The 23,446-nt window shown below is 40.1% G+C and carries 22 protein-coding genes, 1 tRNA gene and 1 other RNA gene; 20 read left to right on the top strand and 4 right to left on the bottom strand.

The genetic code is table 11. The features are described from left to right. Window positions 1-175 precede the first annotated feature (175 nt). Window positions 176-784, bottom strand: coding sequence for an ATP-dependent Clp endopeptidase proteolytic subunit ClpP (clpP, locus tag BGM26_RS18385; protein WP_217041745.1), 609 nt, complete (start codon window positions 782-784; stop codon window positions 176-178). A 251-nt stretch (window positions 785-1,035) separates the two neighbouring features. Here clpP and BGM26_RS18380 point away from each other — a divergent pair. The 9 genes from BGM26_RS18380 to eno all read left to right on the top strand — a co-directional run bounded on the left by BGM26_RS18380 (window position 1,036) and on the right by eno (window position 10,241). Continuing rightward, window positions 1,036-1,107, top strand: a tRNA-Arg gene (locus tag BGM26_RS18380). Between the two features lie 211 nt (window positions 1,108-1,318). After that, window positions 1,319-2,650, top strand: coding sequence for an RNA polymerase factor sigma-54 (gene rpoN, locus BGM26_RS18375; RefSeq protein WP_217041744.1), 1,332 nt, complete (start codon window positions 1,319-1,321; stop codon window positions 2,648-2,650). Window positions 2,651-2,664: 14 nt separating this feature from the next. Beyond that, window positions 2,665-2,919 (top strand): glutaredoxin family protein, encoded by a 255-nt coding sequence (locus BGM26_RS18370; protein ID WP_217041743.1) that lies wholly within the window; start codon window positions 2,665-2,667, stop codon window positions 2,917-2,919. Window positions 2,920-3,043: 124 nt separating this feature from the next. After that, a complete protein-coding gene (locus BGM26_RS18365; RefSeq protein ID WP_217041742.1) occupies window positions 3,044-4,066 on the top strand; it encodes a sugar-binding transcriptional regulator in 1,023 nt (340 codons plus the stop codon). Between the two features lie 51 nt (window positions 4,067-4,117). After that, the gene (gene gap, locus BGM26_RS18360) at window positions 4,118-5,125 is read left to right on the top strand and encodes a type I glyceraldehyde-3-phosphate dehydrogenase (protein WP_217041741.1); all 1,008 of its coding nucleotides are present in this window, start codon (window positions 4,118-4,120) and stop codon (window positions 5,123-5,125) included. A gap of 193 nt (window positions 5,126-5,318) precedes the next feature. Further along, window positions 5,319-6,503, top strand: coding sequence for a phosphoglycerate kinase (locus BGM26_RS18355; protein WP_217041740.1), 1,185 nt, complete (start codon window positions 5,319-5,321; stop codon window positions 6,501-6,503). A gap of 32 nt (window positions 6,504-6,535) precedes the next feature. Then, the gene (gene tpiA, locus BGM26_RS18350; RefSeq protein WP_217041739.1) at window positions 6,536-7,297 is read left to right on the top strand and encodes a triose-phosphate isomerase; all 762 of its coding nucleotides are present in this window, start codon (window positions 6,536-6,538) and stop codon (window positions 7,295-7,297) included. Further along, the gene (gene gpmI, locus BGM26_RS18345) at window positions 7,290-8,825 is read left to right on the top strand and encodes a 2,3-bisphosphoglycerate-independent phosphoglycerate mutase (RefSeq protein ID WP_217041738.1); all 1,536 of its coding nucleotides are present in this window, start codon (window positions 7,290-7,292) and stop codon (window positions 8,823-8,825) included. Before tpiA ends, gpmI begins: the two co-directional genes overlap by 8 nt. Before the next feature lie 120 nt (window positions 8,826-8,945). After that, a complete protein-coding gene (gene eno, locus BGM26_RS18340; RefSeq protein ID WP_217041737.1) occupies window positions 8,946-10,241 on the top strand; it encodes a phosphopyruvate hydratase in 1,296 nt (431 codons plus the stop codon). Window positions 10,242-10,256: 15 nt separating this feature from the next. On the opposite strand, the gene BGM26_RS18335 is transcribed toward eno, so the two are convergent. After that, complete coding sequence (locus BGM26_RS18335; protein ID WP_217041736.1) at window positions 10,257-10,634, bottom strand: nuclease-related domain-containing protein; 378 nt, start codon at window positions 10,632-10,634, stop codon at window positions 10,257-10,259. A gap of 184 nt (window positions 10,635-10,818) precedes the next feature. On the opposite strand from BGM26_RS18335, the gene secG reads away from it, so the two are divergent. The 9 genes from secG (at window position 10,819) to BGM26_RS18295 (ending at window position 21,544) form a co-directional block, all read left to right on the top strand. Then, window positions 10,819-11,052 (top strand): preprotein translocase subunit SecG, encoded by a 234-nt coding sequence (gene secG / locus BGM26_RS18330; protein ID WP_217041735.1) that lies wholly within the window; start codon window positions 10,819-10,821, stop codon window positions 11,050-11,052. Window positions 11,053-11,210: 158 nt separating this feature from the next. Next, entirely contained in the window at window positions 11,211-11,957 is a 747-nt protein-coding gene (locus BGM26_RS18325; RefSeq protein WP_217041734.1) for an alpha/beta hydrolase, read from the top strand. 35 nt (window positions 11,958-11,992) lie between these two features. Further along, window positions 11,993-14,314 carry a ribonuclease R gene (rnr, locus tag BGM26_RS18320; RefSeq protein ID WP_217041733.1) on the top strand — a complete coding sequence of 774 codons (2,322 nt, stop codon included), beginning with the start codon at window positions 11,993-11,995 and terminating at the stop codon, window positions 14,312-14,314. 561 nt (window positions 14,315-14,875) lie between these two features. Beyond that, window positions 14,876-15,343 carry an SsrA-binding protein SmpB gene (gene smpB, locus BGM26_RS18315; protein WP_217041732.1) on the top strand — a complete coding sequence of 156 codons (468 nt, stop codon included), beginning with the start codon at window positions 14,876-14,878 and terminating at the stop codon, window positions 15,341-15,343. Window positions 15,344-15,490: 147 nt separating this feature from the next. Further along, window positions 15,491-15,849, top strand: a transfer-messenger RNA (tmRNA) gene (gene ssrA / locus BGM26_RS18310). Window positions 15,850-17,134: 1,285 nt separating this feature from the next. Continuing rightward, window positions 17,135-20,044, top strand: coding sequence for an endo-1,4-beta-xylanase (locus BGM26_RS18305; RefSeq protein WP_217041731.1), 2,910 nt, complete (start codon window positions 17,135-17,137; stop codon window positions 20,042-20,044). A 331-nt stretch (window positions 20,045-20,375) separates the two neighbouring features. Beyond that, window positions 20,376-20,654, top strand: coding sequence for a hypothetical protein (locus BGM26_RS18300; RefSeq protein WP_217041730.1), 279 nt, complete (start codon window positions 20,376-20,378; stop codon window positions 20,652-20,654). Window positions 20,655-20,696: 42 nt separating this feature from the next. After that, window positions 20,697-20,891 (top strand): DUF6980 family protein, encoded by a 195-nt coding sequence (locus tag BGM26_RS22030; protein ID WP_483297818.1) that lies wholly within the window; start codon window positions 20,697-20,699, stop codon window positions 20,889-20,891. A 329-nt stretch (window positions 20,892-21,220) separates the two neighbouring features. Continuing rightward, window positions 21,221-21,544: a DUF3221 domain-containing protein gene (locus BGM26_RS18295; RefSeq protein ID WP_217041729.1), complete on the top strand. Its 324-nt coding sequence runs from the start codon at window positions 21,221-21,223 to the stop codon at window positions 21,542-21,544. Window positions 21,545-21,759: 215 nt separating this feature from the next. On the opposite strand, the gene BGM26_RS18290 is transcribed toward BGM26_RS18295, so the two are convergent. Together BGM26_RS18290 and BGM26_RS18285 are read right to left on the bottom strand one after the other, a co-directional pair. Continuing rightward, window positions 21,760-21,975, bottom strand: a complete 216-nt coding sequence (locus tag BGM26_RS18290; RefSeq protein WP_217041728.1) for a hypothetical protein — start codon at window positions 21,973-21,975, stop codon at window positions 21,760-21,762. Between the two features lie 20 nt (window positions 21,976-21,995). Then, entirely contained in the window at window positions 21,996-22,286 is a 291-nt protein-coding gene (locus BGM26_RS18285; protein WP_254119691.1) for an ArsR/SmtB family transcription factor, read from the bottom strand. 277 nt (window positions 22,287-22,563) lie between these two features. Here BGM26_RS18285 and BGM26_RS18280 point away from each other — a divergent pair, with 277 nt between their 5' ends. Both BGM26_RS18280 and BGM26_RS18275 read left to right on the top strand, forming a co-directional pair. Then, entirely contained in the window at window positions 22,564-22,746 is a 183-nt protein-coding gene (locus tag BGM26_RS18280) for a hypothetical protein (protein ID WP_217041726.1), read from the top strand. Between the two features lie 359 nt (window positions 22,747-23,105). Beyond that, window positions 23,106-23,318 carry a hypothetical protein gene (locus BGM26_RS18275; RefSeq protein WP_217041807.1) on the top strand — a complete coding sequence of 71 codons (213 nt, stop codon included), beginning with the start codon at window positions 23,106-23,108 and terminating at the stop codon, window positions 23,316-23,318. Window positions 23,319-23,446: the final 128 nt, after the last annotated feature.

Genomic DNA, 23,446 nt, shown 5'->3' with positions numbered 1-23,446 from the left:
CGCCTTGGCGTATTTGCGCCCAGATTTTTATCGAGCTTGCTCGATAAATTCCTTTAAAAAATTTAACGGCATAACATTCACATCCAGGCTCCTTCAATGAATCACATATCCATTCGATTATGCCAACTAGAAAAAAACAACTCGCATTGTAGAAACATGCGAGTTGTTTTTAATTTTATTCTTTTTCTTTCTTTTTCTCTAAAAGATTACGAGTGATAATTTGGTCGACTAATCCATATTCAACTGCTCTTTCAGCTGTCATGAAGTTATCGCGGTCTGTATCCTTGGCAATTACTTCTAGCGGCTGTCCAGTGCGCTCTGAAAGGATCGTGTTTAGTTTATCACGAAGGAATAAAATACGCTTCGCGGCAATTTCGATTTCAGTTGCTTGGCCCTGTGCTCCGCCAAGAGGCTGATGAATCATGACCTCGCTGTTTGGAAGCGCGTAGCGTTTGCCTTTTGTTCCAGCTGCAAGCAAGAAAGCTCCCATTGATGCGGCCATACCGATACAAATTGTTTGAACATCTGGCTTAATAAATTGCATCGTATCGTAGATCGCCATCCCAGCAGTAATGCTTCCCCCAGGGCTGTTGATGTAGATGGATATGTCCTTTTCGGGATTCTCGGCTTCCAAGAATAATAATTGAGCAACAATCGAGTTGGATACATGATCATCGATCCCGCTGCCAAGCATGATAATCCGGTCTTTTAAAAGGCGGGAGTAAATATCATAAGCGCGTTCCCCCCGGTTTGTTTGTTCAATTACTGTAGGGATTAAGTTCATTTTCCAATTCCTCCTTTAAAGTAAGGGTAAACATACGTAAGTAAAAAGATTTCATATGAATGTATGTATTATAATGATACACTGATGGTCAATATAGGTCAAACAAATCGCTTGCGAAATCGTTCGACATCTATTTTTAATTGATCCACAGTTTCCATCATACCCGCTACTTCAGTTTTTAAACAAAAGTTTACTTGCAAAGTATAAAAAGTTGTCCTATAATAATGTAGTCGTTACAGCTTTTTAAATTTGCCCTCGTGGTGCAACGGATAGCACGTAAGATTCCGGTTCTTAAAATGTGGGTTCGATTCCTGCCGAGGGCGCTAATGCCAACCTCTTGTCTAATCTAGGCAGGGGGTTTTTATTTTTTAGAAGATCTTCCCCCCTTTTAGAGTAATTCCTCATATCATTCGAATAGTAGCTCTCAATCTCCCTAAGAGGTTTGTCCTTGCTGAAGATAGGCGACCAAACCCATTATTTTTCCATACACCATTTGACTTCCTTGTTGTAAAATGGAGACAGGGGGGATGTATGATGAATTTACAAGCCGGGTTATGGCAGCAGCAGACATTAAAGTTAACGATGACGCAGGAGTTGACTCAGGCGATCGCCTTGTTGCAATATAATACGCAGGAGCTTTCTGCATTCCTTGAAGATAAAGCTTTGGAAAATCCCTTATTACAAATTGAATCGGGCAACGTTCAGGCAATGGATCCCCGCAAAGATCGTACAAAACCAACTAAGAAAAAGACTGATAAAGATAAACAAAATTGGATCGAACAGATCGGTGCGAAGGTGACCTATCTAGATGAGTATATTAAGTCACAACTAGACTTCGAAACTGTAACTGCTGAAGGGGAAAAGGTTTTTGACTACCTTATTGAATGCTTGGATGAAAACGGTTACTTGCGAGCGGAGCTAAATGAAATTGCTGTTCGCTTTCAAATATCGGAAGAAGAAGTCAATGAAAGTCTTAAACTTTTACAGGAGCTAGAGCCTGCGGGCATTGGTGCTCGTAATTTGCAAGAATGTCTTCTTTTGCAATTAAAAAGGATAGAGAAGAGGAATGATCTAGCCGAAGAAATAATCGAAAATCACTTTCACTCCTTTGCAGAAAAGAAATGGAAGGACATATCCAAACATCTCGGTGTAAAAATGAAAGACATTCAAGAGGTTTTTGATTTCGTACAAAAGCTAAATCCAAGGCCTGCTTCATCTTTTCAGAACGAAAAATCTTCCTATATCGTTCCTGACGTAGTGATTAAATGGGATGGTGAATCATTTTCTGTCAGTATTTTTGATGAAGCGCTTCCGAAAGTTAGTTTTAATAATGAGTATTATCAAAAATTTTCTTCGTACAAGGATAAGCAGGTTAGCCGATTTTTACAGGAGAATAATCAAGACTACCAGTGGATTATAAGGAGTATTGAGCAAAGAAAAGAAACATTGACAAAGGTTTCTTTAAAGATCGTAGAGAAACAGCAAGAATTCTTCAAAAATGGGCCCTCCTATTTACGGCCAATGACGATGAAGGAAATTTCGGAGGAGCTCGATATTCATGAATCCACTGTCAGCAGGGCTGTCCGGGAAAAATATGCCCAAACGCCATATGGAACGCTGGAATTGAGATCATTTTTTTCAAGTACAATTAAGACGACATCAGATGAGAATACTTCATCCAAACAAGTAAAAACCATTATTAGCAAAATGGTGGCTGACGAAAATAAACAAAAGCCCTTGTCAGATCAAGAGCTCGTTCATTTGCTGAAAGAAAAAGAGGGCATGGTCGTTTCAAGAAGAACGATTGCGAAATATCGAGATCAGCTCGGAATTCCGTCATCCTCTAAGCGAAAAAGATATGATTGAAAGGGAGAAAGTTAGTGGAAAGTACTCTTGTTCTATATACTCGCAGCCGCTGTCCGTTATGTGATAAAGCCAAGAAAGTCATTCTGGAACTACAAGAAGAGTGTGATTTTATTTATAAAGAAGAAGATATCGAAAAAAGTGACGCGTTGACGGAAAAGTATGGATTGATGATTCCTGTTGTTGAAATTGATGGAGAGGAAATTCAATATGGGCAAATTGATTATTGGTCCATTAAGGAAGCGCTGTCTGAAAAAAACAAATCTTTTTGAGTTGAATTTATTTATCACTCCTGCTAGAATGAATTTGAAGACGGAGTGATTTTTTTTGGTGTCAGCGGGACATAATATGTCTGTGCGGGACGAAAAATGACCACCTAATGAAGGAGCACTTCGGATGTACTCACTAATTGATATACAAAAAAGATTATTACCTGATTTGTTAGCTGTTATGCAAAAACGCTACGATATCCTTCATTACATTGGCTTAATGGAGCCAGTAGGAAGAAGGAGTCTTTCCGTCAGCCTCAGTTTGACAGAAAGAGTATTGAGGAGCGAGGTTGAGTTTTTAAAGAGCCAGAATCTTATTTCGATAACAAGCTCGGGAATGAGTCTTACCATTGATGGGAAGGATTTACTCGAAAAACTTGGCAGTGTGATGCGCGACATAACTGGTATTAGTGTCATGGAGCGAGAATTACAAAGGAAGCTTGGGATTCAGAAAGCCATCATCGTTTCCGGAGACAGCGAAGCATCCCCATGGGTAAAAAATGAACTTGGAAGAGCGGCAGCATGCAGCATGAAAGCAAGCCTCAAAGGAAATAATATTATCGCCGTAACTGGCGGTTCAACGATGGCGGCTGTAGCTGATATGTTAACACCAGATCTTGTCAAGCAGGATGCGTTATTTGTTCCTGCGCGAGGTGGACTAGGTGAGGATGTGAAAAACCAGGCCAACACGATCTGTGCAGCAATGGCTTCTCATACGGACTCCAGGCATCGTGTCCTTTATATACCCGACCAAGTTAGCAGGGAAATGTATGAATCGATGATTAAGGAGCCTGAAATTAATGAGGTCTTAAGCTTAATTAAGTCTGCAAGCATGGTTTTACATGGGATTGGGGACGCTATAACAATGGCCGAACGGCGGAAAACGAGCAGTGAAGACCTTGTGAAAATCCACAAAGCGGAAGCTGTAGGAGAAGCATTTGGCTACTATTTCAATGAAGCTGGCGAGGTTGTTCATAAAGTTCAGACCATTGGGCTTCAACTTCAAAACTTATCACGTATCCCGCATGTAATCGCAGTGGCGGGAGGGGCATCGAAAGCAAAGGCAATCGCTGCATACATGAAACAAGCACCTACATCAACGATTCTCGTTACTGATGAAGGAGCCGCAAAACAGTTATTAAAGGGGTAATCCCTTTTATATATAAACATAAAACTAAATCCTTTTAGGGAGGAAAAAATAATGGCAGTAAAAATTGGTATTAATGGATTTGGAAGAATTGGACGTAATGTATTACGCGCAGCACTAAATAACCCAAACGTAGAGATCGTTGCAGTTAATGACTTAACTGATGCAAACATGCTTGCACACCTTTTAAAATATGATACTGTTCACGGAACTTTAAATGAAGAAGTAAAAGTGGATGGTGATTACTTAGTAGTTGGCGGACATAAAGTAAAGGTTCTTGCTGAGCGTGACCCTGCTCAACTTGGCTGGGGAGATCTTGGTGTAGAGGTAGTTGTTGAATCTACAGGCCGCTTCACAAAACGCGCAGATGCTGCGAAACATTTAGAAGCTGGTGCAAAGAAAGTAATTATCTCTGCTCCTGCCTCAGATGAAGATATCACAGTGGTTATGGGAGTAAACCATGATAAATATGACCCAGCAAACCACCATGTTATCTCAAACGCATCTTGTACGACTAACTGTTTAGCGCCATTTGCGAAAGTATTGAATGATAAGTTCGGCATTAGACGCGGAATGATGACAACTGTTCACTCATATACTAACGACCAACAAATCCTTGATTTACCGCACAAGGACTACCGTCGTGCTCGCGCAGCTGCTGAGAATATCATTCCAACTTCAACTGGAGCAGCGAAAGCAGTATCACTAGTATTACCTGAGTTAAAAGGAAAATTAAATGGTGGAGCTATGCGTGTTCCGACTCCAAACGTTTCTTTAGTTGACTTAGTTGCAGAACTTGATAAAGATGTAACGGCAGAAGAAGTTAATGCAGCATTAAAAGAAGCAGCAGAAGGCGAATTAAAAGGCATTTTAGCTTACAGCGAAGAGCCGCTTGTATCTAGCGACTATAACGGAAATGCAAGTTCTTCTACAATTGATGCCCTTTCAACAATGGTTATGGAAGGCAGCATGGTAAAAGTAATCTCTTGGTATGACAACGAAACAGGATACTCTAACCGTGTCGTTGACCTTGTTGATTACATTGCTCAAAAAGGACTATAAGCCCCGTTTTTTACAAGGAATAAGTGTTCACAATGACCCAGACTCAGCCATATCTCAAATGATAAAAAACTTTGAAATATGACCTGTCTGAATGGATATTAAATGTGTGAACGTCTATAATGATAGAGTGTATAAGGGGAGAAGGGAACAATTCCCTCTCCTCTTTATTTTTGATATTGGAGGTCCTTTGGCTATGAACAAAATGAGCGTAAAAGATGTAGAGTTAAAAGGTAAGCGAGTATTTTGCCGTGTTGATTTCAATGTGCCGATGCAAGACGGACAAGTAACAGATGAAACTCGCATTCGTGCTGCACTTCCTACTATTAAATTCCTAACTGACAAGGGAGCTAAAGTCATTTTAGCTAGCCATCTTGGACGTCCAAAAGGACAAGTAGTTGAGGAATTGCGCCTAACACCTGTAGCGAAACGCTTATCAGAGCTTCTTGGAAAAGAAGTTAAAAAAGCGGATGAAGCTTTTGGCGACGCTGTTAAAGGGACAATTGAAACAATGGTTGAGGGAGACATTCTTCTCCTTGAAAACGTTCGTTTCTATGCTGGTGAGGAGAAAAACGATCCAGAATTGGCGAAAGCATTTGCTGAATTAGCTGATCTTTATGTAAATGATGCATTTGGTGCTGCACACCGTGCGCATGCGTCAACAGAGGGAATTGCCCATCATCTGCCAGCTGTATCAGGCCTTTTAATGGAAAAAGAGCTGGAAGTTCTCGGGAAAGCACTTTCGAATCCAGAACGCCCGTTCACAGCAATCATCGGTGGAGCAAAGGTTAAGGATAAAATCGGCGTGATTGAAAACCTCCTTGAAAAAGTGGATAACTTAATCATCGGCGGTGGATTGGCCTATACGTTTGTAAAAGCACAAGGTCATGAAATAGGAAAATCACTTTTAGAAGAAGATAAAATCGATTTAGCAAAATCATTTATGAAAATGGCAGAAGAAAAAGGTGTTAATTTCTACATGCCAGTCGATGTGATTGTTGCCGATGATTTTTCTGCTGAAGCGAATATAAAAACAGTTGCAATTGAAGAAATTCCTGCTGACTGGGAAGCCCTTGATATTGGCCCCAAAACAGCTGAAATATATAGTGATGTCATTCAAAATTCAAAGCTTGTTATTTGGAACGGACCGATGGGTGTTTTTGAAATATCAAAATTTGCTGGTGGAACGAGAGCGGTTGCTGAGGCCCTAGCTGAAGCAAACGATACATATTCCGTTATTGGTGGCGGAGACTCTGCAGCAGCAGTAGAGAAATTCCATCTTGCCGACCGTATGAGCCATATTTCAACCGGGGGCGGTGCTTCTCTTGAATTTATGGAAGGGAAAGTCCTACCTGGCGTTGTAGCTTTAAACGATAAATAACTTATAATCATAAGCATGAAAGGATGTACAACATGCGTAAACCAATTATTGCTGGAAACTGGAAAATGCAAAAGACTCTTCCTGAGGCAAAAGCATTTCTTGAGGAAATTAAAAATGTCGTACCAGGAATTGAAAAGGTAGAAACAGTCGTATGTGCTCCAGCCTTATTCTTAGAACGTTTAGTAGAAGATGCAAAAGGGTCTAACGTTGCAATTGGCGCACAGAATATGCATTTCGAGGAAAGTGGTGCTTTTACAGGTGAAATCAGTCCTGTAGCACTAGAAGATATCGGCGTGAAATATGTGATTCTTGGCCATTCAGAGCGCCGTGAAATGTTTAATGAAACAGATGAAGCTGTAAATAAGAAAACTTTGGCTGCCTTCAAAAACAATCTAATTCCAATCGTATGCTGTGGTGAAACGCTTGAACAGCGCGAAAATGGCGAAACAAAAGCTCTAGTTGGCTCTCAAGTCGAGAAGGCATTACAAGGCCTGACAGATGAGCAAGTAAAGCAAACGGTTATTGCTTACGAGCCGATTTGGGCGATTGGAACAGGTAAATCTTCCACTGCTGAAGATGCAAATGAAGTATGTGCTCATATTCGCCAAGTGGTTGGTGAGCAATTTTCACAAGATGCTGCAGAAGCACTTCGCATTCAATATGGCGGCAGCGTGAAACCAGGTAATATTAAGGAATATATGTCTCAGCCTGATATCGATGGCGCTTTAGTTGGCGGAGCCAGCTTAGAGCCACAATCATTCCTCCAATTACTGGAGGCAGGGAAGAATGAGTAAATCCCCTGTTGCATTAATCATCTTAGATGGGTTTGCGTTAAGAGGAGAGCAAATGGGTAATGCTGTTGCTCAAGCAAAGAAACCTAATTTTGAGCGATTCTGGAACACTTATCCGCACGCATCGTTAGTAGCGAGCGGAGAAGCGGTTGGATTGCCAGAAGGACAGATGGGAAATTCGGAAGTCGGACACTTAAATATTGGTGCCGGCCGAGTCGTTTATCAAAGTCTGACAAGAGTGAATGTATCCATTCGTGAAGGTCAATTTGAGAAAAACGAAACCTTTTTAAAGGCAATTGAACATGTGAAAAAAAATGGTACCAATCTACATCTGATGGGTTTGCTTTCAGATGGCGGGGTACACAGCCATATTAATCATTTGTATGCTCTTCTTCATCTTGCTGCGGAAGAAGGCGTTGAAAATGTCTATGTTCACGGGTTTTTAGATGGCCGGGATGTTGGACCAAAAACAGCTGAAGGCTTTATCAAAGCAGCGGAAGAAAAGATGAAGGAATACGGAGTTGGCGAATTTGCCACGATTTCTGGTCGATACTATTCCATGGACAGGGATAAGCGCTGGGAACGGGTCGAAAAATCCTACCGTTCAATGGTCTATGGAGAAGGGCCTTCTTACACGAATGCTATTGATTTAGTTGAAGATAATTATAAGAATGGGATTTTTGACGAGTTTGTTCTTCCTTCCGTTATTACGAAGGAAAATGGGGAGCCAGTTGCGACGATTCAAGATAATGATGCAGTCATTTTCTATAACTTCCGTCCAGATCGTGCAATACAAATTTCAAATACTTTTACAAACAAAGATTTCCGTTCTTTTGACAGGGGTTCAAAGCATCCTGAGAATTTATTCTTTGTATGTTTGACTCATTTTAGTGAAACGGTTGAAGGGTATGTAGCTTTTGAACCAAGCAACTTGGATAATACGCTTGGTGAGGTTTTATCACAAAATGGCTTGAAGCAGCTTCGGATTGCTGAAACGGAGAAATATCCTCATGTTACATTTTTTATGAGTGGTGGTCGCGAGGCAGAATTCCCCGGCGAAAAGCGGATCCTAATTAATTCGCCAAAGGTAGCAACCTATGATTTGCAGCCAGAAATGAGCGCTTATGAAGTAACGGACGCGTTACTGAAAGAAATAGAAGCAGATCATTTCGATGCGATCATTTTAAACTTTGCGAATCCTGACATGGTCGGACATTCCGGTATGCTTGAGCCAACGATTAAAGCGGTTGAAACAGTCGATGAATGTTTAGGCAAGATCGTGGATTTGATCATTCAAAAAGGCGGAAAAGCAATCATCACAGCCGACCATGGCAATGCTGATGAAGTGATTACCCTTGAAGGCAGCCCGATGACTGCTCATACAACCAATCCTGTACCAGTGATTATCACACAAAAAGGTGCAGAGCTTCGCGAAGATGGAATTCTTGGTGATCTTGCGCCAACGATGCTTGATCTCTTAGGTCTCGAAAAGCCTGCAGAAATGACAGGAAAATCATTGCTTAATAAGTAAATCGGCTCATTCGCCGATTTATTCCAATTAGACTTGCATCTAAAAAGACAGGCACTGCCCGAATTATGTCGAAAAATCTTACAAAAAGATTAACATCGAAAATTAAAGGAGAGAATTAATATGCCATTTATTCAAAACGTATACGCTCGTGAAGTTTTAGACTCCCGTGGGAATCCAACAGTTGAAGTAGAAATTTTAACAGATTCCGGCTTCTTTGGCCGTGCGATTGTTCCTTCAGGAGCTTCCACTGGTGAACATGAAGCTGTTGAACTCCGTGACGGCGACAAATCCCGTTACCTTGGTAAAGGTGTTCAAAAAGCGGTTGATAATGTAAATGATATTATTGCTGAAGCAATTATCGGTATGGATGTAACTGACCAAGTTGGTATCGACCGTGCGATGATTGAATTAGATGGTTCTGATAATAAAGGTAAGCTAGGTGCAAATGCGATCCTTGGCGTTTCAATGGCTGCTGCTCATGCAGCTGCTGAATCGGTTGGCCTTCCATTATACCGTTACCTTGGCGGATTCAACGCAAAACAACTTCCGACTCCAATGATGAACATTATCAATGGCGGATCACATGCTGATAACAACGTTGATTTCCAAGAATTTATGATCATGCCTGTAGGAGCTCCTACATTTAAAGAAGCAATCCGCATGGGTGCGGAAATTTTCCATTCATTGAAAAAAGTTCTTTCTGGAAAAGGCTTGAATACTGCTGTTGGTGACGAAGGTGGATTCGCTCCAAACCTTGGATCCAACCGCGAAGCATTAGAAGTTATTATCGAAGCGATTTCTAACGCTGGCTACGAAGCTGGAAAAGACATCTATCTTGCAATGGACGTTGCTTCTTCTGAGTTCTATAACAAAGAAACAGGCAAATACGATCTTGCAGGTGAAGGACGTACAGGCTTAACTTCAGAAGACATGGTTAACTTCTACGAAGAGCTTGTAAATGAATTCCCAATCATCTCAATTGAAGACGGATTGGATGAAAATGATTGGGCTGGTCATAAGCTGTTAACAGAACGTATCGGCAGCAAAGTTCAACTTGTCGGTGATGACCTATTCGTTACAAATACGAAAAAACTTGCTCAAGGAATCGAGCAAGGCGTTGGAAACTCTATCCTGATCAAAGTGAACCAAATTGGTACATTAACTGAAACATTTGAAGCAATCGAAATGGCGAAGCGTGCGGGCTACACTGCTGTTGTTTCTCACCGTTCTGGTGAAACAGAAGATGCAACAATCGCAGACATTGCAGTTGCAACAAATGCTGGTCAAATCAAAACTGGATCTATGTCCCGTACTGATCGTATCGCTAAATACAACCAACTTCTTCGCATCGAAGACGAGCTTGGTGAATTAGCTGTATATGATGGATTGAAATCTTTTTATAATTTGAGTAAGTAATAGAGAGGGGGGCTGCTATTTATGGCAGTCCCCCTTAAAAATTTGCGGAGTGGCCGATAAATTAAAAAAGTGTTTAAACGAAGAATCAAAATAAATCGTGCCTGATATATTCTTTATTTCTAGGATGAGTGCGAACTTAGGGGAAAGGATCAATGTATCCATTTGGAAGTAGTTTTGCTCATTCAGAAGACGGAGATCATGAAAGATCGTGTATTCTTTATCGGGGAGTTGGTTAACGTAGTAATCAGAAGCTTCTTCTCCACGGTAGCCCGCTTTCCTTCTTGTTTGATCTTTTTCAATAATCGTACGTTTTACATGGTGTTTGGGAATTCTTCTTAATAGTGCTTCGTTTTTTAGCATTCTTAGAGGAATTAACCGTTCTTTTGCAATCAAGATTTTCACTCCTTTACATAGTTTAAGGATTGATTCTACTTTAATGAAGAAAGTCCTGCCTAAAGGGAGTAATTGAATCACCATATCAACTTCTTTTTTGAAAAATATTGACATCTATTGTTTACAGAAAGAAAATATGATAAATTTATAATACTGTGAATGTGCGTTTTCAGGAGGTGGCTTTATGCACACATTATTAGTAACGCTATTGGTTATTGTATCTATCGGACTTATTGTTGTTGTCCTACTTCAATCAGGTAAAAGTGCTGGTCTTTCTGGTGCGATTTCTGGGGGAGCGGAGCAGCTTTTTGGAAAACAAAAGGCACGCGGTCTTGATCTAATTCTTCATCGCATAACCGTTGTTCTTGCTGTACTTTTCTTTGTACTGACAATCGGTGTTTCATATTTTTCATTATAAGATATCCACTATGCCTGGCCTTCAATGGGTCAGGTTTTTTATTTGTTCATTTGAAAGCTTTTTAATGGAATGTTGCTCTTCAGTTTGCTAAAAATAAGAAGGGTTAATAAAAATGCAAAAAGATTAAGAGAATTTTACAAGTTAAAGGGGTTTTATAGATGAAAATAATCGCGCCAAAACCGTTTACCTTCGGGGACGGAAAAAGAGCCGTATTATTGCTGCATGGATTTACTGGCAATACAGCTGACGTAAGAATGCTTGGCCGCTTCTTGGAAAGTAAGGGCTATACATGCCATGCGCCTCAATACAAAGGACATGGAGTGCCGCCAGAAGAACTAGTTTACACAGGGCCGGAAGACTGGTGGAAAGATGTCATGGACGGGTACGATTTTTTGAAAAATAAAGGGCATGATGAAATTGCCGTAGCCGGCCTTTCGCTTGGCGGCGTATTTTCCTTGAAATTAGGTTACACTGTACCTATAAAGGGCATTGTCCCGATGTGTGCGCCCATGCATATAAAAAGCGAAGAAGTGATGTACGAAGGAATTTTACAATATGCCAGGGAATATAAGAGACTTGAAGGGAAAAGCGAGGAGCAAATTGAACAGGAAATGAATGCTTTTCAGCAAACACCAATGAAAACATTGAAAGCCCTTCAAGATCTAATTGCCGATGTTCGCAATCATGTTGATATGATATACTCGCCAACCTTCGTTGTTCAAGCCCGACACGATCATATGATTAATACGAAAAGCGCCAATATTATTTATAATGAAGTGGAAACAAATCTGAAGGAATTGAAATGGTATGAAGAATCCGGTCATGTCATTACGCTTGATAAAGAACGGGAACGGCTTCACGAGGACGTTTATCAGTTTTTAGAAAAGCTTGATTGGGAAGAATAGTAGAGAAACATTCTTAGATAGGAGGGATATATTTAATGGAAAATAATATTAGAAATATAATGGATAAACTCTTAATTTATATGAAGGACGAGGCATATAAGCCGCTGACAGTGCAAGAAATGGAGGCGGCGTTCGGTATTGAGGATTCGTCCGAATTTAAAGATTTTGTCAAGGCGCTTGTCATGATGGAGGAAAAGGGACTTGTTGTTCGGACGAGAAGCAACCGCTACGGTCTCCCTGAAAAAATGAATCTTATCCGTGGAAAGCTTACTGGACATGCAAAGGGCTTTGCTTTTGTCATTCCCGAGGAGACCGGGATGGATGATATTTTTATTCCGCCAAACGAAACAAACAACGCGATGCATGGGGATATCGTACTCGCCCGTGTGACAACTGAAAATTCAGGGCAAAGAAGAGAAGGGACAATTGTTCGTATTCTTGAGCGTGGGGTTAAGCAAATTGTCGGAACATATACGGAAAGTAAGCATTTTGGATTTGTCCTGCCAGATGATAAGAAATTTACAAGCGATATCTTTATCCCAAAAGCAGCCTCAAAAGGAGCGATCGAAGGGCATAAAGTTGTTGTTAAGCTAACAACATATCCGGAAGGCAGAAAAAGTGCGGAAGGGGAAGTCATCCAAATTCTTGGTCATAAAAATGACCCAGGGGTTGATATTCTTTCTATCATTCATAAGCATAATCTTCCGATGGCTTTTCCGGATGAAGTTCTTGAACAAGCGAATGAGACACCTGAAACGATTCATGAAAGTGAACTAGAGAATCGCCGGGATTTAAGAAATGATATAATCGTCACAATTGACGGTGCAGATGCGAAGGATTTGGATGATGCAGTTACAGTTACTAAACTGGAAAACGGCAACTATAAGCTTGGCGTACATATCGCAGACGTTACCCACTATGTCCGGGAAGATTCGCATATCGACCGTGAAGCAGAGGATCGGGGAACAAGTGTCTATTTAGTGGACCGAGTTATTCCGATGATTCCTCACCGCCTGTCCAATGGGATTTGTTCATTGAATCCGCAGGTAGATCGCTTAACTTTATCATGTGAAATGGAGATTGCTCCTGGTGGAGAAGTCGTATCACATGAAATTTTTCAAAGCGTTATTAAAACAACCGAGCGAATGACTTATACCGATGTAAATAAAATTCTAGAGGATAAAGACGAGGAATTATTACAGCGTTACGAACCGCTTGTACCAATGTTTCAGCTAATGGAAGAGCTGGCGCAGATTTTACGTGAAAAGCGGATGAAGCGTGGAGCGATTGACTTTGACTTTAAGGAAGCCAAGGTGATCGTTGATGAAGAAGGGAAACCGAACGATGTTGTTATTCGTGAGCGTTCCGTAGGTGAACGGCTGATTGAAGAGTTTATGCTCGCGGCCAATGAAACAGTTGCAGAGCATTTCCATTGGATGGATGTTCCTTTCATTTACCGTATCCATGAAGATCCGAAAGAGGATAAGCTAAGAAGGTTTTTTGAGTTTATCACGAACTTTGGGTTATTCGTTAGGGGAACAGCTAATTCTGTTCATCCCCGTGCGTTGCAGGAAATTATTGAGGAAGTGCAAGGGAAGCCGGAAGAGATGGTTGTTTCAACCGTCATGTTACGCTCCATGCAACAGGCGAAATATAATCCTGACAGTCTTGGCCACTTTGGGCTGTCGACTGAGTTTTATACTCACTTTACTTCACCGATCCGCAGATATCCAGATTTAATCGTCCACCGTTTAATCCGGACTTACTTGATTGAAGGAAAGCTTGATCAGGCGACTAGAGAAAAGTGGAATGCCCTCCTCCCTGATATTGCGGAGCATTCTTCCAATATGGAGAGAAGATCGGTTGAAGCTGAGCGTGAAACCGATGAACTAAAAAAAGCTGAATATATGGAAGACAAAATTGGTGAGGAATACGATGGAATTATTAGCTCTGTAACAAACTTCGGTATGTTTGTTGAGCTTCCGAATACCATCGAAGGACTAATCCATGTTAGCTATATGACGGATGATTATTATCGTTATGATGAGCGTCATTTAGCGATGATTGGCGAACGGACCGGAAATGTGTTCCGAATCGGGGATGAAATTACGGTCAGGGTCGTTAAAGTAAATAAGGAAGAGCGGTCGATTGATTTTGAAATCGTTGGCATGAAAGGTCGCAGACGGGAAACAAGAGATATGCCGAAGATTTTTAAAACGAGAAGCAGTGAGAGAAAGCCTCGTAAAGGCAAGACTGAACCGGGGAAAAAAGACGATACCTCTAAGAAAAAGCCGAAAAAGAATAAAAAGCATTACGAAAATGCACCAAAAGTGAAGCGGAAGAATAAGAAGCGTTAGGTAAAGCTTCCGTTAATGAAGGGACGCCGCAAGACTAGGAAAGCTAAAAGAAGCGTAATCACCGCACGACTAAAAACGCAGCTTTTGGGAGGACGTGGCGAATTTAAAACGGTCTGCAGTCAATTTAAGATAAACTTTGGAGAGCCTTTCCTATTCAAGGCTCTCTTTCCCCTTGTACGTTGAGCGGATTGTGGAAATTTGATACAATGAAGGAACCATCTGAATGTGTCTGTTACAGCTTAAATAAATGAATCAAATTTTTTCCTGTCGGTCAGCGTCTTAATAAATGGCTGTTTTCGTAAACTTTGTTGCTTTATTAGTGTGATTTTATATATCAATCTGAGTTGATTGGAGCGGAGGGTACTTGACTCCTGCGGGCATAGAGGGAACGGGAGACCCCGCAGGCGGTTACGCCGAGGAGGCTCCCGTCCCTCCCCGCGGAAAGCAAGTGCCCGTAGCGGAAATCAACGGGTAAACTTTTAAAGCCAAAAACAACAAACTATGCGAAAAGAGCCTAACAAATAAAGGCTTTTCGGCAGTAGGATTAGAGGGGGAAATACAATGCCGAAGGGCGTAGGTAAAATGATCGCGCAAAATAAAAAGGCGTATCATGATTATTCAATCGAAGAAACATATGAAGCAGGGATTGTTCTGCAGGGGACAGAGATTAAATCGATCCGCGGAGGCAGAGTTAATCTGAAGGATTCTTATGCAAGAATTCAAAGTGGTGAAGTCTTTTTGATCGGTATGCATATCAGCCCTTATGAACAGGGAAACCGGTATAATCATGATCCGCTCCGTGAAAGAAAGCTACTTCTTCATAATAAGGAAATTAGCAAATTAATTGGAGATACGAAAGAAATCGGTTATTCGCTTGTCCCATTAAAGCTTTATCTAAAAAATGGGTACGCAAAAGTTCTAATCGGTCTTGCGAAAGGTAAAAAGAAATACGACAAGCGTGAAGATCTGAAAAAGAAAGAAGCCAAGCGTGAAGTAGAACGTGCTTTCCGAGAAAGACAGAAAATGTAGTTCCTAAAAACTTACAATTGAAATTATAGCAGGATATGTTATAATAATAATTGTCACAGAGAGTGACACAAACTTTTGCTCAAGCTTCTCGAGCATTCCGGATGTCGTCAGCATGCAGAATAAGATTCGGTGCAGGCCTTTTATAATGGGGACGCTACGGATTCGACAGGGATAGTTCGAGCTTAGGTTGCGAGTCGAGGGGATCGGCCTCGTTAAAACGTCAAAGCCTATAACTGGCAAACAACAAAACAACTTCGCTTTAGCTGCTTAATAGCGCTTAGCGGTTCCTCCCTCCATTGCCCATGTGGTAGGGTAAGGGACTCACTCTAAGTGGGCTACGCCGGATTCCACCGTCTGAGGATGAAGGAAGAGAACAACCAGACTAGCTGCCCTAACGCCTGTCGATAGGCAGATGGATCAGCGAAACACGAATATGTCGACTACACTCGTAGAAGCTTAAGTGCCGATGTTTCTGGACGTGGGTTCAACTCCCACCGTCTCCACCAAATACATATTTGGTGGTTTTTTGTTTTTTGTTGTGACGTAAAGCATAAGTTTTCCGTTTGGAAAGCTTATGCTTTATTTTATTTTAGGAAGATTTATGCTTTACTTTACTTAATCATTTCTCTTATAGATTTTTTTTGTTACTTAAAGCATAAAAATGTCACTATGACATGCTTATGCTTTAAAAGGATAGATGACAAACTTATACTTTAAAATGTAACGAGAGTGCGTAGTTTCTTTATATTTTATAATTAAAAGTATTACCTTTTCAGTAATTACTATTTATATTTTTAATGCCTTTTACCATTATTCCATTTCTATTTATTAAATCAAAGAAAGCAAAAAATACCATTTCATGCCTGTTTGAATAAACGGTATCTTTGAAATAGCTTCCTCAATTTATATTAATTAAAATGAAGGTCGCAAATTTATAATAAAGTTTATTAGAATCGGCTCCCCTCTAATGATATTTTGATGGGAGATGATTTTTTAATTGGATAATTATTATAATGGTGTTATTAAGATTGTGAAGAAATGTACTTCCACTAACGGGCAGGTTAGTTCAATTAACTAAATGGAGATTGAAAAAAGTTCACACCAAATCTCTCGTTACTGTATTAAAAAGCATACAATGCATTAAAAATGGATAAGGCTTACTAAGTGGATAGTTCAGTTCAATAAACCATAAAAAATAGGGTGGCTAAATATTAGATATGTCTAATATTTAGCCACCTTAAATTTATCCTGTGACTATTCAAGTAACCCTAAAAAATAATTGGTTTCGGCGTAGACTTAAAAAAAGGCAAAATTAGGCAATTCGAACTAAACATAAAAGCCTATTTTTTTTGATTTGAGAAATAGAGCAGGAATCAACCTTTTAATTTCGAATGTAACAAGCAAGATAGACCGGAAATTACAGAGGAGACTGAGTTTATCTGAAGAGATATATCAGAAGACTCTGAAATCCTGTAATCAAGGCTGTCAGTGATGCTGTGCGAAATGAAGGATGGCAGTTTCAGGCGGAAAGACAAAGGACATGTCATGTAGGAACTTGTTGCTTACATTGGACAAGGCAAGGAAAAAAGCACTCCAAAAAATCAAAACAACACCACGCAGAACCGGAGGGGGGATATAGAAACAACTGGTGAAAGCCAGTAAAATAAAGGTTTATTCGTATAAATCCAAAATATGATGGGACCATCGAAATGAATTTATTGTATCAATTAGTGATGTCCATCAAAAAAACAAAAACAAATTAATTTAACAAAAACACAAGGAATCAAAGTTATGAAAGGAATGATTTTATTGAAGAAAAAAGCTAGAAACCTACTGACGTATTTTTTAGTGCTGGTTTTTACCTTGGTTTTTTTAACCGATACCTCAATCCCGGCTATCAATGCTTCAGCAGCAGAGGTTGTCGATGCTTCGTCGGAAGAGGTTGTGTCGCTGAAAGAAGTATACAAGGACTATTTCCTTATCGGCAATACTGTTAGCCCGGCCGATTTAAACAATGCAGCGAAGTATGATTTTATGAAGTTCCACTATAACGCGCTTACTCCCGAAAACGCTACGAAGCCAGACTCCATATGGCGAAACGCAACTAGCGATCCGTCATTCACATCAGCCGACAACATGTTAACTCAAGTCAATGCCGACGGTTTCTATACGATTGGACATGCGCTTGCTTGGCATAATCAATCGGCTGGCTGGCCGCCGAGCGGTTTGAATTATACCGAGGCAAGGGCCAGCTTGAAAAGGTATATTTCGACAATCGCCGGACACTACAGTCAGGGTCCTTATAAGCTCGACGCATGGGACGTTGTTAACGAGGCAATGAGGGATAATCCGGAAAATCCGACCGACTGGCGGAACGCGCTTCGCTCCGGCACTAATCCAACAGAACGGCCGTCCAGATGGTTTGAAGCTTACGCTAACGGCGGAAACGGATGGGATTATATCTATGATGCCTTCTTGTTCGCGCGTGAGGCCGCCCCGGACGCAACACTGTATTACAATGACTTTAACGACGAAGAACTTCCCAACAAAGCAATCGCAATTGCCTCAATGGTCAATGAGCTAAACGAAAGATACGCAAAAGAACACCCTGAGGCAAACGGCAGGAAATTGATCGAGGGTATCGGAATACAAGGGCATTACAACCTCAGACTCAATGTAGATAATTTAGAGGAAGTTTTAAAGATATATAGTGAAACTGGGTTGGAGATCAGCATTACCGAACTTGACGTACAATTCAACGGTACTTCAGCTAACGTTCAACCAACCGAGGAGCAATTGAAAGAGCAGGCGGTATTGTACGCCAAGCTGTTCATGCTGTATAAGAAGTACTCCGATTCTATAGAACGAGTTACTTTCTGGGGAGTAGCCGATAACAACAGCTGGCGCAGTACGGGTTACCCGCTGCCGTTCGACTCCAATCGTGCACCAAAAGAAGCATATTGGGCCATCATTAATCCAGAGGTCTATCTCGGGCTTGATAAGATGCCACCAAAGCTTACGTCGTTTAACTTCGGTGGTGATGTTTTCAATGTCGGGGGCAAAACTGAATTTGATGTAAACGTGCCTAGGGACGTCTCAAACATTGACTTTTCTGCCGCGAACGTTGCACACCAATACCCCGACGATTCTGTTAATATTAGCGTTACGCTCGATCCGGCAAGGGGTGCGGTGAATGCTGGGGAGCCAGCTGTGGCGACGGTGAAAATAACCTGGAAAGAATCGCCGAATATATCGACAACATATACGGTGAACTTCGGGCATATGACCGCCGAATGGGAGAATGACCAAAACTATACGGATTCGGGCTACCGCTCATCCGTCAGTATCCGCTTCAGCGATGGGGAGACCGAACCCAAACTGTTTCAGGCGTTCTATAATCTGGACGACGGTAAATTGGCAATGCTCAACAGTAAGGAATTTAAGCCCTTACCAAAACATACAAGTGGCACGCTCACTATTAATACAGAAAGTAGTATAGACGCTGATGAATTGAAAACATTGACGTTAAAGAAATCTCTGTGGGATCAGAACTGGACTCCGATTATTCCGGCGCGTGTTACTGACTTCAATGCTCCGGAAAATTTTTGGAGATTGGCCAAAACTATTGAATCCGGTAAGACTTATATTGTTGTCTCCGCCAACTCAGGTCTAGCTCTGACCAATATGAACGTAGCAACCGTCCCGGCAACCGGCGGTGTAACCAACGCCAAACGAGGGCTTGCGGGTACTGCTGTCACCATAGTTGACGACATTATTATAGCGCCGGAGCAGATCCAGGATAATATGAGATTTATCTTTACAGAGAGCACCAGCCCCGATCCGGGACCATACACAAGTGCGAACGGATACACTGGATACACAATGTTAAGTCTGGTTCACGGCGGCCTTGTCGCCCCCTCTATTTTGTGGCGGGATTTGAGCAATGACATGACAGCACCTTTACGCACAGACACAACTATTGGAGATAGTGCATTAGATCGAGCGGTATGGTTTAACACGGGTATAGACCCCGATACGGGCGAGACGACGCTATTTCTTCATACTGGTTCTAGCAATTACACTTATGCGCTGCACGGAAACGCAAACGGTTTTGTCGGCCAAGGAGGCACGGATCCTCTGGAGGGCTTTGCAGCTGATAGCCGTGTTAAGCTGTATGAGTACGTGTCCGACTATTCATACGAAGACTTAACGAGTCTGGGCGCGGAAATAAGCCTCGCTCCGGTAGAGCGTATCGAGAGTAATCGTGACGCCAATATCCCCGTAACGGCGGATGTCCCTGACGGTTACCAAGCGGTATTAGAAAAAGACGGCGTTTCAGTGGCTTCCGCGACATTCACAAACGGCAAGGCGATGATTAGTGTTAAAGGCAGCGATGTTGATGCCGGCGCGAATTATGCAGTCGTTGTCTATGATGGTTCTGAAATACATGGAGCGGTAATTCTCCCGGTAGTCACTGTCGACAGCGCGACGCCGTTGGCTACGGTAGAGAGACTCAATGGTAATCAGAACAGACTGACAGTTATCGTTACGGAATCATACTCCGATGGTTCGACGGAGGATTTCACTGAAGAGATACTAATCAGTAATAACGCGGCAGACGTCTACCAGGTGGGACCATATAAGGTTTATGTGGATACTAAGGGCAACGACCAGATTCGTGAATGCTATATTGTGTGGTGATGATAGCCAGCCAGCTCCCGTTGTTAGCACATAATAATAATGCGAGTAAAAAAGGCTGTCTCGCGGGAATGAAGTGAACCCGAGCAAATAGACAGAAATAATAGAGCCTGTTGTAGAAATAGGAAGAATTACGAAGCCTGACGCCGTTTTTCAAGCGGCGTCAGCTTTGTTTTAAGCTGAATACATTCATAATTTATTCGAAAGACAAATTACTATTAAATAATATATTTGCAAAGGCAGTATCTGCTGGTTACTAACAGATGAAGATGGAGTAGCAGCGAAAAATTTTTACGAGTGTATTATTAAAGTGAAGGGTAAGAAGGTTCAAGTCTTGCTTAATAGTCATTATCCCTTTATGGCATTTACTTCTACTTGTGAATTAGATGTACATTACCATTCATTCATTGACGAACCTGAACTATCAAGAATAGTTGATCAGTATTATAAAGTATTAAGTCCTAATCAACTGAATGAACCTTTAAGATATAATCAGGAAAGTAAAAAGATTACCATCAAAAATGAAAACATTTTACACCAAGATGAATTGGAACAACTTATCTATTGGCAATCAAAAACAGTAGGAAAAGTCGTATTTAATTATTGGGATTAAATCTTACTAACGGGGCTTTAATTAATAAAGGAGAAAACAATTATGAAAAAACATTGTTGTGAGGATATGAACTATCATGCTAATTTCAAGTGCGATATACATGGAAACCCTTTTGAATGTCCCGACAAACTCATCATATTCTATGAAAAGGATAAGCACTATGGAATAATAATTCGTGATGGCGGAACCTCAAGTATTGGAATAGATTTTTGTCCGTGGTGTGGTAAGAAACTTTAAACTTTGAATACTTCGTTCTTCAACTAACGGGTGCGTTAGTCGAATAAAGAATTAATAAAAGGACCACACATATTAGACATATCTAATATGTGTGGTCCTTTTATTATCAACTGTCTTAAATATCTAACCTAAATATAAAAATTTATGGGGTATCGTTAAAATACGTGTTAAAAGGGTTGCGGATTTGATTTCCAAATGATAGCCAATTTTACACAGAAGGTAGAGTTTAATAAGAAGCGAATTTATTTTTTTGAAGGAAATTGGAAATTTTATGTTAAAATAAATTTGTTGATTGTGAAATGATGTGGATGAAAGGGGGATAGGAGATAATGAGAATTTTGCTTATCGTCTTTTTTCTTTTCTTTAGTTTAGTTGGTTGCTCAGGCACACAGGAAAAAATAGAGGGTTATATTCTCGAAATGGAGGAAAACAAGGTATTAGTTGCAGAGGTCGTTACAGCAAAAGATTTTAAAGCAATTAAAGAAAAATCAATCTCAGATTTAAATAAAGAAGGGATTTCCCTTATTTATTTTAGTGATGTTGATAAAGATAGCTTACAGGTCGGTAACAAGGTGAGAATATGGTTTAATGGCAAAATGTTTACATCCTATCCCGCCCAAGCAGGAGCGATAAAAATCGAGGTAATAGAATAAGATTGGCTTATTTAAATATCAAGGTGTTTTAGTTCAATTAGGTTAGAAAAAATTATGCAAAAAAACGCTCAGATTTTTTCTGAGCGTTTTTCCTTGCCGTTTATTCTGCTAATTTACTGCTGATATATGTGCTAATTAGGTTGTTAATTACATTGTTTTTAGCACTTTTCTCCCCAACTACCGAACCCGTTATTAGTCAGAGTTCGTCTTTTTTATCATTCGACTTCTTTTAGCATTTTTTCGATGTTCACTAATCTCTCGTTTAAATCATCTACTCTCTTTTGAAGCGTTAATGTATTTTCACGTTCAAGCATTAGTTTTTCATTTGCTCTTTTTTCATACCCTTTAATAGTTTTAAAGATAAAATAAATAACAAAAACAACCAATGCGATGGGGACTAATAACGTAACTAACCCAAGTATTCCATTCATTATTCACTTCTCCTTTATACTTACGTATCTTTCTTTTTAAATGTTAATGTTGATGCCAATCTGGAAATCATTACTTCGTTGATTTCTAACTGAAATGAATTAAGCATATAGTATTTCGCTGTTTTTCCACTTTCTAAAATTTCCAAGCTACTTGAAACTAAATTCGCCTCCTCTAGCTTTTGTAAGTGAAGATATAGTAAAGGTCTACTTATACCTAACTCACGTGCTAACTCACTTACATATTGTCGTCCTTCTGATAAAACCGCAATAATTTTTAATCTGTGTGGATTCGATAAAGCTTCTAAAACCAAAAGTAATTCATCGCCGTAATTAAAATGTATCATATGTAAGTATTTTATTACATGTGTAGGATAATAGCAAATGTTTTTTATAAGTGGTGCATTTGAGAGAAATCATATGCATCTAAAAGCTAAAATTACTGTTGTATAATTTTTCATTAAAGGGCCCTTTTCCGAAATGGAAAGCGCCTTTCTTCATGAAAGGGCCATTTAATGGAGGAACTTATTGTGAAAATAAAGGGAATTTGAAATAATCAGTATGAAGTGCAAAAATGGGGGGTGGATAAATATGGAGGAGACAGATTTGATGATAACGCTAATTACTTCATTGATTCCGTTTTTATATTTAATCGCAATAATCGTTATTATTGGGTGGATATTTACATTAAAAAAGACAAATCAAAAACAGGTTGAACAAAATAATGAAATAATTGAATTATTAAAGAAGTTAAATGATAAAATTCAGGGTTAGTGATATTCAACTACCCTGATAATAAACTTCTCTAACTTCGAAAAAAGGCAATATCAATGAGCCTCTTTATCCATTGTTAAAAAATAGAAAGAGCTACAATACATTGATATATGTAATGGGTTGACTGGATTAAGGTCAGTATCAGTGTTGGCGCTTCCTAATTTTTTTCATACTCTGTGGTGCAGCACTGATTTTGTGCTGCATGGATGGCTAATGGGCGCGATAATGAAATAAGATCCTGTGCCCTTATTAGGTATAAGGATCAGTTTCTTAAGTAAAATATTGTGAAAATGGTTGGAATTTGAAATAATTCTTATTAAGTTAATGAAAATTGGAGATCGGTGAGTAGGGGGGAGACTTTGATTATATTTGCTTATTTGAGGGGAATTTTAGGCATGTTTGGAAGTGTCTTTTATGATTTCTTTAGAGAAGGAATATGGGTTGTAGGTTTCTTTTATTTGTTAAATAAAACATTTGAAAGTGAAAAACTAAAGAAACTATCAAAGGGAGTAATTATGGTTGTTTTAGCTTTCTTATTACTCCGTGCAGCGTTCCAGTATCTACCCTTCTAGGTTAACTAGAAAGTAAGCTTTGCGCTCATGGAAAAAAGATGTTTATATTCATGGTCAGTTATGCCATAAAACCAGCTAATAGTTTGTCAAGATTTTTCAATAAAAAATGTAAAACGTACATGATATAC

Origin of the sequence: Bacillus sp. FJAT-29790 (assembly GCF_019039215.1) — a bacterium.
Lineage (GTDB): Bacteria > Bacillota > Bacilli > Bacillales > Cytobacillaceae > Cytobacillus.
Note: the sequence above shows the minus strand (reverse complement) of the source record. Positions and strands in the feature narration are given on the sequence as shown.